The following is a 12,497-nucleotide window of genomic DNA, read 5'->3' on the forward strand; positions in this document are numbered from 1 at the left end:
AATGAATAAACTTAGATATCCAGAAAAAAGATATTTATCTACTTATGAATTAAGTTCCAGTTTTTTTCAAGAGTTAGGAATAAAGGTTGTAGATATAACCCCTTTAAGAAAAGTTTATATATTGAAAACAGAAAAAGGAAATAAGATTCTAAAAAAGGTAGATTATGGAGTTGATAGGATAGAATTTATTAACAAATGTATTGAGTGCATTCAAAAAAATTTTCCATATATCATTTCATATAATAGTTTTAAAAGTGGTAAGAAATACAAGGAATGGGATGGAGGTAATTACATTGTAATGGATCTTATTCCAGGGAGAGAGGCGACATTTACAAATCCAATAGAATTAAACATGTGTGCTAAAACTCTTGCAAACATGCATATAGCATCTAGAAAAACATTAGGTGAGTTTGATTTGCATGTTAATCTAGAGAAAAGTGTTGTTAAAAAATATAAGGAAGCTTTAGCAGATATAAAAAAAATTAAAGAATTAATAAAGAGTTACAAGTTTAAAAACGAATTTGATTGTCTATATGATAATTATATAGATGAGTGCATTAGCGATATGGAGAAAGCAATTGAACTAATTACATTAAGTGGGTACAGTTTATATAGAGAAAATATGAAAAATATAGTTGTATGTCATAATGATTTAGCAGAACATAATTTCCTTTTCTCTAATGAGAAAATGTACTTAATTGATTTCGACTATTGCTCAATAGACTTAAGAATAATGGATATATGTGATTTGATCCTTAAAGGGATAAAAGATGCTGCTTTTGATTTTAATAAGGCTGCAGATGTTATTAAAGCTTATGATAGTGTTGCAACATTAGATAAAGAAGAATACAAATATATATATATATTATTGCTATTTCCTAGGGATATATATACTATTGGAAAAGATTATTATCACAAACAGAAGGGCTGGGAAGAAGAAGTATTTATAAATAGACTAAAAATGAAATTAATTAACGAAGAGTTCAGGCGAGGATTTTTAAGTAAATATAAAGAAATTTTTAAAGATAAGCTTGATTAGCTGACTTATAACTTCTTAACTCTATTAGATTAAAAGAGTTAAGAAGTTATTTTATTTGTTAGCTTAACATGGAGTTATAGGCGTTTACTGTCTTAATGGCAGTATTATGCCAAGAAAAGTTTATACTTCGCATTAACCCCTTTTTAACCATGGTTAACATTAGTAGGCTATCATTTAAAACTTTCTCAATAGCATAGCTTAGATCATTAACGTTATGAGGATTTATTAATAGCGCTGAATCGTAGCATACTTCTGGAAGGGAAGTAACATTTGAAGCTATTACAGGAGTTCCACAAGCCATAGCTTCAAGAGGGGGAAGTCCAAATCCCTCATAAAAAGATGGATAAACTAGAACTTCAGCCCCGTTATAGAATATAGGCAAATCCTCTAACGGTATAAAATCAGTAAATATAACATCATTATTTATATTTAAGTCCTCAGCTCTTTTTTTATACTTAGGATATGAAAGCCCTTTTTTGCCTGTAATAACTAACTTAACATTCTTTCTATTATTTTCTGGAATTATAGAAAAAGCCTCTATCAATCCAATTATATTTTTTCTAGGACTAAAACCACCAACATAAAGAATAAAATCATCTTCAATAGAATATTTTTCTTTTATAATTCGCTTACATTTACATTTGCTCATAGGTTTATATATATTTTCAGCAGCGAGATGTGTTACATATATTTTCTCTTCAGGAAAATTAAATTCATGAGCAATATCTTGTTTGGAAAATTCAGATACAGTTATAATACCTTCACAATCTGATAATAGTTTCGGTAATTCATTGTTAAAAATTCTAAGATATTTGTCACTTACAGTTTCAGGCATTTTTAAAGGAATTATATCGTGTAACGTAATGGCCTTAAAGCAATTTATATTTTGTGAAAGTCCAACACCATTTTGAGGAACGTGATAAAGTTCCATATTTTGATTATCAAGAATGTTTGGAACACGTACTTCATCCCAAAAGTTATCTTTTAAATTAGATTTAACTGATTCTATCTTAAAATTTTCATTTAAGTTATTTAAGGAAGAACCTTCTGGCAAAAAAATAAGATAATCGTTATAGCAATCAACTTCATTTAAACTTGAAATAAGTTCATGTGTATAAGTTCCGATACCAGTTCCCCTGTACCATTTAGCCGCTCTGCCATCTATGCCAATTTTCATGATGTATCCTTTCCTAGTACTCTCTGTTTATTATATTAAATTACCTTAACTTTTGTTAATAAAAGAAATAAAGACCACATATAAATATAAAGGAGGTGAGGACTATGATGAGGGAATTTGAAATTGAGAGGCAGTTTGACATTAAGATTGAAGTTCTTAAGGCAAATAAAGGAGTTTATTACCTTAAGACAAACAAGGGGGAACGTTGCCTAAAGAAAATTAACTATGGACCTCAAAAGCTATTATTCGTTTACGGTGCAAAAGAGCATTTAATTAAGAATGGCTTTGATAAGGTTGATAGATATTTTTTAAATATAGAGGGTGAACCATATGCATTGGTAAATGAAGATCTATACACTCTTTCTGAATGGTTAGAGGGAAGAGAATGCGACTTTCATAATATAGAAGAAGTGAAAACAGCAGCAAAGACTTTAGCAACAATGCATGAAGCATCCAAGGGCTACGATCCACCTGATAATTCAAAATTAAAAAGTGATTTAGGAAGATGGCCACATTTAATGGCAAAAAGAATTAAGTCCTTAGACAAAATGAGGGACATGATAAGAAAGAAAAGTGTGAAGAGTGATTTTGATATGTTATATCTAAAATCTATGGAATTCTATAAGGAAATAGGAAGAAAGGGTCTTGAAACTCTAGAGAATTCTTCGTATTATGATCTTTGTGCTATAGCAGAAAAGGACAAGGGCTTTTGTCACCACGATTATACCTACCATAATATAATATTAAATGATGAAGGTGTTCGTATAATAGACTTTGATTATTGCAAAAGGGAAGTTAGGACTTTTGACATATCGAATTTTATGATAAAGGTACTTAAAAGGGTAGATTGGGATATAAATTTTGCAAAGGCTATATTAGAATCTTATAATTCAATATCGCCTTTAGATGGTGATGAAATGAAAGTTTTATATGCTTATCTTCAATTTCCACAAAGATACTGGAGACTTGCCAATAGGTATTATTATAATGAAGTTAATTGGGGACAAGGCACTTTTGCTTCTAAATTACAAGGTATAATAAATGAGCAAGAGAAGTTCCTAGAATTACTAGGAGAATTTAAAGAAGAATATAATTTGTAATAAAAAGGTGTTTCTTAGGTAGTGACCTAGGAACACCTTTTTATTGTAAATCATATAAAGTAAGTAGAAATACTTATATTTGAGGGGCGTTTATGAAACTTGGTGATTTGGTTGTTAGAAAGTCCTATGATAAAGATATTACCTTTAAAATAATAGATATAAAAAAAGATGATGATAAATTAGTTTATATATTAAAGGGGATTAGCATAAGAATAATTGCCGATTCAATTGAGGATGACTTAGAGGAAGTAAGTGATGATTATGTTGGTGAGCAGGAGAAAATTTTAAACAGTAGGGTAAAAAAGGCAATTGAAAATGCAATTTATTTAAGGGGAGATGTTCTAACTAGGGTCAATAAACCATCAAAAATTGTACCCAATAAGGAGATGATGTTTGGAAGGCCAGGAAAGATACTTCATGTAGATGGAGACAGTGAATATATGGAAACATGCTTGAAAGTGTACAAACAGTTATCCTTAGATGCCATTGGAAGAGCAATACCTGAAAGAGAACAGCCAGCTGTAATAGTAGATTTAGTAAAGGAAATTAAGCCAGATATAGTAGTTCTTACAGGTCATGATGGTGTTATGAAGGATTCAACTGATTATCTGGATTTAAGGTGTTATAGAAATTCAAGATATTATATGGATGCAGTTAAAGCTTTGAGGGATTATAATGCAAGTTATGATGAGTTAGTTATTTTTGCTGGAGCTTGTCAAAGCTGCTATGAGTGCATGTTAGATGCTGGAGCCAATTTTGCATCAAGTCCTAGTAGAGTTCTTATACATTGTTTAGATCCAGTTTTTATTTGTGAAAAGATAGCATATACGAGAATAGATCAGGTAATATCAATTACCGAAGTAATTGAAAATACAATAACAGGAATTAAGGGGATTGGAGGACTTCAAACTAGAGGTAAATATAGGGAGGGATATCCGAGATCTTCATATATATAATAAAAATATGATTATGAAGTGAGCTTTTAGATATTAATATCTAAAAGCTTTTTTGTCTAAATTAAACTTTTTATGAATAGGATTACAGGTTGATTATTGGTACTATGTAAATATTTCTGTCGAAACTATTTATATACTGTGGTTTTATATTGGCAAATATTATGGTATTATATAGATTGTAGAATATTGCAAAATGTGATGAAAAATAAAAGGATATATATAAAATAGAAAATGAAAAAATGTGGGATATTTGTCTTATTATATCTTAATATAGTTAGATAAATAAAAAAATAGTTAATTTTTATTTTTTTATATTGTAAAATTAAATATATTATCCTAAAGTATACGATTATTCAGGCGATAATTATTTAGTAAATAGAAAATTAGATTCACTATTTTCTTTTATAAAAAATGTGAAATATTTATTTTTTCCAATTTTGCATACAAAAAGAGTATACAGGGGGTATAGGTTGTGGATATTTTTTTAGTTATAGGTGTTTTGGGTGGTGCTGTTACAATAGTTGTAGGAATGATTGTAAAAGGTGCAAATGTAGCAGTTTTATTAAACCCAGCAGCTGCGATAATAATACTTATAGGTACATTGATGGCTGTAATGAATTCCTTTCCGAGGAAGGAGTTTCTTAACATACCTAAGATATTTGGAGTTCTTTTTAAAGAAAAGCAAGATGAGAGCCCAGTTGAGATTATAAAACAATTGGTTGAAATGTCTCAAAATACTAGAAAGAATGGATTACTATCACTAGAAAGTACAGTACAAGGAATGGACAATAAGTTTATGAAAAAAGGTCTAGAGATGGTTGTAGATGGTGTAGAGCCAGAATATATAAGAGAAGTTTTAGAGACAGAAATTGATAGCATGGAAGAAAGACATCGTGCAGGAGCTACAATTTTTACAACAGCAGGGTCAGCAGCGCCAACACTTGGAGTTCTAGGAGCTGTTGTTGGTCTTATAGGTGCACTTGGAGATTTAAGTGATACAGAAAAACTTGCGCATATGATAGCAGCAGCTTTCGTTGCAACTCTTTATGGTATTTTCTTTGGATATGTTATATTCCATCCATTTGGATCAAGATTAAAAAGAAAATCAGCAGTAGAAATAGCAAATATGAATATTATGCTTGAGGGAATTTTAAGCATTCAATCAGGTGCAAATCCAAAAAATATAGAAACAAAACTTACAAGTATGCTAGAACCAAAGGATAGAAAAGAACTTGAGAATAGTAACGGTGGGGTTTAAAGAAAGGAAGATTAGCAATGAGGAAGAAAAAAGAACACCATGAAGAGCATATGGATGAAACATGGCTTATTCCTTACTCTGACATGTTAGTACTTCTATTAGCCCTATTTATTGTAATGTTTGCAATGAGTAAAGTTGACCAAGAAAAGATGAAGGCTGCAGGACAATCATTTAATGAAGTTTTTGCAGGAAGTAATGGAGTATTAGAAGGTACTGGGACAGAAGCAGCTGGTGATATGGAATCAGGAGAAGCTAGTCAAGATGAGGCACTTACCAATGCTCAAACTGAAGAACAAAGAATGACTGAAATTAAAAAGAAAATAGATGAAGAAATTGCTAAGGAAGGATATTCTGATAAGGTTAAAGCAGAATTGAATAGTGATGGATTGGAAATTGCTATACAGGATATTGTACTCTTCAACTCAGGAGATGCTGAAGTGGTTGGAGGAGTATCCCCGTTACTTTTAAAAATTTCTGATATGATTAAGAATTTAGATAATGAAATAAAAGTTGTAGGACATACAGATAATGTACCTATTAGTAATAGTAAATATCGTTCAAATTGGGATTTGAGTTCGATGCGTGCTGTAAATGTAATGAATTTTATGGTTTCAGCAGGAGGTGTACATGCTAACAAGGTAACTGTCCAAGCCTACGCTGAATATAAACCTAAGTATGATAATTCAACAGAAGATGGTAGAGCTAAAAATAGAAGAGTTGAAATTTCTATTGTTCGTAAGTATCCATCAGGGAAATAAAAATAATGAGATAACCCTTAAGATTTTGAATCTTAAGGGTTATCTCATTTTTACTTATGGATTTGATGAATATTTAAGTATTATTAGAAATATTACTTAATATGGAATACTAATGTAGGAGATTGAAGTGCCTAACTTAAAGAATTGTAATCTATACTATATAGATTCGCCAAACTTCTTAGTTGAATATAGAGGGAGTTTTAAGGAAGAGATAGAAAAAGTTCCATATGCTTGTGGAGATATTATAACTGAAAATATAGGGATTGTAAGTGTTTCATATGAGCATCTAGATGAACTTGTAAAGGATGTGCCTTCTATTATATTCATTGATCCTAGAAGCATGTATGTGTTGCAAGATATTTCTCCATCTAATGTTGATAATATAAATAACATTAAAATAAATCCATATTTAAATTTAGCTGGTACAGGGGTTCTTGTTGGAATGGTTGATACAGGTATAGATTATCTAAATCAAGAATTTATTAAGGAAGATGGAACTACAAGGATTGAAAGTATATGGGATCAATCAATTCAAGATACAACAGATACGTCAGTATATATTGGAAAAACTTTTTCTAGGGAACAAATAAATAATGCTATCCAAGCATCTAAAAACAATCAAGACCCATACCAAATAGTTCCGTCTAAAGATGAAATAGGGCATGGAACTAAAATGGCTGGAATTATTGGAGCTAGAGGGTATAATGGAGAATTTCAAGGGGTTGCACATAATTGCGAGTTTGTAATAGTTAAACTTTTTGAGTCCATCAATTTTAAAAATAGATTGCAATCAAATAGAATTGAGTATACGCCAGTTTATAATGCAGCAGAAGTTTTGGGGGCTATAGATTATTTGAAAAACTACTCTATAAGAACGAAAAAACCTATGGTCATATATATTGGAGTTGGGACTACAGAAGGAAGTCATGATGGAAATAACCTTATTTCAAGATATATAACATCAATTGGAAGTTTAAGAGGGATTGTCACTGTGATTGGAGTTGGAAATGAGGGCGCATCAGGAGGACATGCATCTGGAGTTATAAGGGCTGTTGGGGATATTGCAACAGTCCAACTAAGAATTCCGAGAGAAATTGCATATTTTGCATTTGATATATGGGTGAAAAAACCTAATAGAGCGTCTGCTAATATAATTTCACCAACAGGAGAGTCATCGAAGTTTATTGAAGCTTCTACAAAGAAAGTGCAACAAATTAAATATGTTTTTACTGATACTAGATTAACAGTTAAATATTTTTCTCCTGAGCATTATACAGGTCATGAAGTTATTAATGTAGTTCTTGAGTCTATAAAACCAGGAATATGGCAGATTCAATTAAGAGGCGAGTATATAAGTAGCGGTAGATTTGATATTTGGTTACCTCCAGTAAAAACTCTACCTCCAGACACTAATTTTTTAGAGTCAGATCCATATATAACATTAACTATTCCATCTACAGCTAGGAAAGTAGTTACAGTAGCTTATTTTGGAGTTAATAATGCATTGGTGGCTTCATCTGGTAAAGGGTTTAATAGTAATGATTTAATAAACCCGGATATAATAACAACAGGAGTAGGTATTTTAACTACAAAGGTAGGTGGAGGGATTGTTACAGAAAGTGGTAGTTCAGTAGCTGCAGCAGTAGTGGCAGGATCATGTGCTCTTTTGCTGCAATGGGGAATAGTGGAAAAAAATGATTTAACGATGTATTCAACAAAGATTAGAAGTTATTTAATTTATGGGGCTGATAGGAGCAATGCTGTATATAGGTATCCAAGTAGAGATGTTGGATATGGAAGTTTTGATTTACTGAGAACTTTTGATATTATTAGCAGAACATTTAGAAGAAATAATGTACAGAATGAAGAGTTTTTTGAATATTATTATAATAGACTATTTATAAGGATTCCAAGATAAGATGTGGAGGATTTAAATGAAAAAGAGTAGTGAATTTTCAGAGACGTTGTTTAGAGATCCAAATTATTATCAATATATTGTTCAGTATCAAGGTAATTTGGAAAATGAAATTCTGCAACAAGAGAAATATTATGTTACTTTAGTTAATGATAGATACGCTATACTCTTAACTCCGAAAGAAAATACAGAGATAGATATTACTAGTCCTAATTTATCAGCTATTGTTTATGTTAAGCCTGCAGAAATGTATACCCTTCAACAAATATCTCCTGTTGAAGCTTCTAGAGCTAGTTTTTTGCAATTGGATTCACCATTAAATTTAACTGGAAAAGGGGTTAATATAGGAATTATTGATACAGGTATTGATTACTTAAACGAGGAATTTATGGATTTAAACGGAGAGACAAGAATTGAATATATTTGGGATCAAACTATAATGTCAGATAAAGAAAATACTTTAATAACAGTTCCCTATGGAACTACATATTCTAGAGATGAAATAAATGCTGCTATAAGAGAATATAGAGCTGGTAGATCGGCTTATGATGTTGTGCCTAGTAAAGACGAAATTGGACATGGAACTAATATGGCTGGAATAATTGGAGGAATAGGAAAGAATCCGAATTTAAGAGGTGTTGTTCCTGATTGTAATTTTGTGGTTGTAAAGCTTATGGAGGATGCTGGGTTTAAAAATCGGTTTTATGTTGAAACACCTGTATTTAATATAACGTCAATTTTTTCTTCGTTAGAATTTCTATATGAGTATGCTCTAATGACCAATAAACCTATGGTTATATATTTTCCTCTTGGAAGTAATTTTGGAAATCATAAAGGTGGTGGAATATTAGAAGAGTTTTTAGATTCAATTTCAAGTAATAGCGGTGTTGTGGCAGTTTGCGGAACAGGGAATCAAGGGGGAAATGGGACTCACACTTCAGGTATAATATCGCAAGTTAGTGATTTAGCATTGATTGAGTTAGTAGTATCACCTAAGCAAAAGGATATATGGGTGGAGATTTGGGCTGATTTGCCTAATGTATTTTCTTTAGATATAATTTCTCCTTCTGGAGAAAATACTGGAGTGCTGCCAGCTAAGATAAATGCAACGGAAAGATATACGTTTGTATTTGAGAAAACTTCAGTAAGAGTTAATTATTATCTGCCAGAGGAAACTACTGGTGATGAGTTGATAAGAATAAGAATGTACAACTTACAACCAGGAATATGGAGATTTAGGTTAGTGCCAAGAACATTATTGAATGGTCGATTTAATGCCTGGATACCTCAATCAGGAATAACTGTGGGAGGGACCAGATTTAATTTGACAGATCCATATGGAACATTAACAAATCCTAGTGATTCAGATTATGTTATTACTGCAGGAGCGTATGATCAAAATAATAATAATTTTCTAACTTTCTCTGGAAGAGCTTTTATATATGATTTTGAAGTAGTAGATGTTGCAGCTGGAGGTTTAAACGCTTTGACAACGGCTCAAAATAATCAAACAGCTGTAGTAAGTGGGACTAGCGTAGCAGCTGCTGTAGTAGCAGGGGCATGTGCTATGCTACTTCAGTGGGGAATAATTGATGGAAATGATCCATATATATATTCTCAAACTGTTAAAGCCTATCTTGCAAAAGGAACTTTTCAAAGAGAAGGAGATATATACCCTAATGCACAGTGGGGATATGGAATTTTAGATATACTTAAAATGTTTGAAAATATGGTTTGATAGTTTTGTAATATAAATTTAAAATTCAATTTAAGATATTGGAAGAATTTTGAGAGTGAGATTTAAAATAATTTCATTCTCTTTTGTTTTCTTATAATAAAAAAACATCTTTATTGAATAAAAATAATAAAAAATACTAACAATATTAAAGTAGAAAAAATTATATTATTAACAAATTCTATTGACAAGTATAAGTAATAAGTGATAAAATAATTAATTTGCTTGACATAAAGGCTCTGTTAAGATACAATAAAATAAGGAAAGAGGGTGTTGTAATGGAGAAGATAAAAACAATTGCTACCATTAAGAAGGATATTGAAAGACATATAGGAGATAAGGTTACATTGAAAGCTAATGGTGGACGCAAAAAGATTCTTGTTAATGATGGAGTATTAGAAAGTGCGTACCCTAGTATTTTTGTAATTAGATTAGAAAGTGACACCCAAAGGACAGTGACATATAGTTATTCAGATGTTTTGACAAAGACAGTACAGCTAGTTTTTCCTAGTTAAATATAAAACTTCGATATTATCGAAGTTTTTTTATTTCTAAAAATAAGTATAAAAAAAGAAAGATGGTGGGTTCCATCTTTCAACTATGGTATAAAAGGGTATTGAGAATTTATGAGAGGTTATATGGTCAATAACCAAGATTAATGATACGACAAATTAATTACTTTGTCAACATGTTTTGTGAAAAAAGTTTTAAAAATATATCACGAGTGGAAAATAACAACGGATTATAGGAGAAAATGAAAAAAAATATGATATATTACCTCAATCATCTGTAATATTCTTGTAGGCGATGCTATATATTTAATAGTAGGAATTTTATAGGAGGTAAAGATGTCAAGGATAGATATAGTAAAAGAAAGTTTACAGTTTCAACAATTATTACATGAAAATAGTTCGACTGCTATTTTAAGAGATGAGTATTTAATTCCAGATACCCATCCAGATGTTCAAGCAATTTTATCAGTGGAAGCAAGACCTTTAATCACTAGCAAAGAGATTATTGGAAGCAAGGTTGTGATTGAAGGGAGATTAGAATACAATGCGTTGTATATTCCTAGAGACGATAATATGGTAGTAAACTCAGTAATATATAATGAAAAGTTTACGAACTCATTAGACCTTGGTGAGGATGAACATAAAATAGTGTGTGAAGTAGATTGCAAGGTAGAACATATTGATGCAAAAATCATGAATGAAAGAAAGATAGCAATCGAAGGAGTGGTTGGGTTAAATTGGGAGGTGTATAAGAGTACAGAATTTGATTTTGTAAAGAATATTGAAGCTAGTGAAGGTGTTGAGGTATTAAAGCAAACAGAATCAATTAATAGACTTGTAGCTAATAAAGAAACAGAACTTATTGGGAAATCAATGTTAAGAGTTGGTATGGATAAACCACAGATTGGCAAAATACTAAAAAGTTCTATGAGGCTTCATAAAAGAGAAGCTAAGATTGGAGAAGATAAGGTTTATTTAGGATGCTATTGTAAACTAAATATTCTTTATTTAGGTGATGAAACTAATGAAATTATTAGTCTAGAAGATGATGTTTATATTTCAAAAGAAGAAGAGGTAGTGGGCATTTCTATAGATATGATTCCTTCAGTGACATATGAAATTAAAAACAGCGATATAGCTATTGAAGAAGATGATTTAGGGGAATCTAGAATAATTAATTCAGAATTTTTGATTGGAGCAAAAATAAAAGTATTTTCTGATGAGAATATTGATATTATTAAAGATGCTTATTCACCAAAATTTCCCATTGAATTGAGAAAAGATAGCTATGAAATAGGAGCAATTCTTGGAACTCAAACTAATGATAGTATAATAAAAGATAATATATACTTAAAAGAAGGGGATATAAAACCAGAGCGTATAATAGCGGCATCTGGAAACTTAATTATTACTGATAAAAAAATATCTGATGATAGAATAACAATAGAAGGGATTATAAGAGCAAATATCATGTATAGAGCAGCAGATGAAGAAGTGGGATTTAGTGAAGTGTCAGCAGATATTCCCTTTACTTCAATAATAGATATGCTTGGTGCTAAAGAAGGAATGAAGTCCATAGTAAAAAGTTCTTTAGAAAATGAAGAAGCAAGCTTAGAGGCGAATACTATAGCATTTAAAGGAACTATATCAATTACTGCAACAGTATTTTATGAAAAAGCAAAGGAATTTATTTCTGATGTAATGGAATTAGAAGGGGAACCTCCTAAAAAGAATGCAAGTATAACTATATATATAGTGGGCAATGATGACACGTTATGGAATTTGGCTAAAAAGTATAATTGCACAGTAGAAGAATTGATTAATATGAATCAGATAGAGAATCCTGATAATATAGCGGTAGGAGAAAAATTAATCATACCTGGAAGAGCTGTTTTTAACTAATAGTTCATAAGATTATAGAGCTTCATTAAAGATTAATATTTTAAGCAATATAAATGGTAAGGTTTGTCAAATATAAATAGATATTTGGCAAACTTTTTTTATTATTGAAGAATTTGAGAAATGAATAATTGAGAATTTCTTTGGA

The 12,497-nt window shown here is 30.8% G+C and carries 10 protein-coding genes; 9 read left to right on the forward strand and 1 reads right to left on the reverse strand.

The window, feature by feature from the left end; translation table 11 throughout:
- The first annotated feature begins 1 nt into the window (after position 1).
- Complete coding sequence (locus H9661_RS14750; protein WP_191769586.1) at positions 2 to 1,039, forward strand: CotS family spore coat protein; 1,038 nt, start codon at positions 2 to 4, stop codon at positions 1,037 to 1,039.
- 58 nt (positions 1,040 to 1,097) lie between these two features.
- On the opposite strand, the gene H9661_RS14755 is transcribed toward H9661_RS14750, so the two are convergent.
- Complete coding sequence (locus H9661_RS14755) at positions 1,098 to 2,216, reverse strand: glycosyltransferase family 4 protein (RefSeq protein WP_143317467.1); 1,119 nt, start codon at positions 2,214 to 2,216, stop codon at positions 1,098 to 1,100.
- Between the two features lie 104 nt (positions 2,217 to 2,320).
- Between H9661_RS14755 and H9661_RS14760 the strand changes: the two genes are divergently transcribed.
- The 8 genes from H9661_RS14760 to H9661_RS14795 all read left to right on the forward strand — a co-directional run bounded on the left by H9661_RS14760 (position 2,321) and on the right by H9661_RS14795 (position 12,352).
- Complete coding sequence (locus H9661_RS14760) at positions 2,321 to 3,316, forward strand: CotS family spore coat protein (protein ID WP_143317466.1); 996 nt, start codon at positions 2,321 to 2,323, stop codon at positions 3,314 to 3,316.
- Positions 3,317 to 3,408: 92 nt separating this feature from the next.
- Complete coding sequence (gene yabG / locus H9661_RS14765) at positions 3,409 to 4,272, forward strand: sporulation peptidase YabG (protein ID WP_191769588.1); 864 nt, start codon at positions 3,409 to 3,411, stop codon at positions 4,270 to 4,272.
- A 472-nt stretch (positions 4,273 to 4,744) separates the two neighbouring features.
- Positions 4,745 to 5,530, forward strand: a complete 786-nt coding sequence (gene motA / locus H9661_RS14770) for a flagellar motor stator protein MotA (protein WP_143317462.1) — start codon at positions 4,745 to 4,747, stop codon at positions 5,528 to 5,530.
- Between the two features lie 17 nt (positions 5,531 to 5,547).
- Entirely contained in the window at positions 5,548 to 6,288 is a 741-nt protein-coding gene (locus H9661_RS14775) for a flagellar motor protein MotB (protein ID WP_191769591.1), read from the forward strand.
- A gap of 127 nt (positions 6,289 to 6,415) precedes the next feature.
- Positions 6,416 to 8,206, forward strand: coding sequence for a S8 family serine peptidase (locus H9661_RS14780; RefSeq protein WP_191769592.1), 1,791 nt, complete (start codon positions 6,416 to 6,418; stop codon positions 8,204 to 8,206).
- A 16-nt stretch (positions 8,207 to 8,222) separates the two neighbouring features.
- Positions 8,223 to 9,941: a S8 family peptidase gene (locus tag H9661_RS14785; RefSeq protein ID WP_191769593.1), complete on the forward strand. Its 1,719-nt coding sequence runs from the start codon at positions 8,223 to 8,225 to the stop codon at positions 9,939 to 9,941.
- A gap of 275 nt (positions 9,942 to 10,216) precedes the next feature.
- A complete protein-coding gene (locus H9661_RS14790; protein ID WP_143317458.1) occupies positions 10,217 to 10,453 on the forward strand; it encodes a Veg family protein in 237 nt (78 codons plus the stop codon).
- A gap of 333 nt (positions 10,454 to 10,786) precedes the next feature.
- A complete protein-coding gene (locus tag H9661_RS14795) occupies positions 10,787 to 12,352 on the forward strand; it encodes a DUF3794 and LysM peptidoglycan-binding domain-containing protein (protein ID WP_191769594.1) in 1,566 nt (521 codons plus the stop codon).
- Positions 12,353 to 12,497 lie beyond the last annotated feature (145 nt).

The organism is Clostridium cibarium (assembly GCF_014836335.1).
In the GTDB taxonomy this organism is placed as follows: domain Bacteria; phylum Bacillota; class Clostridia; order Clostridiales; family Clostridiaceae; genus Clostridium; species Clostridium cibarium.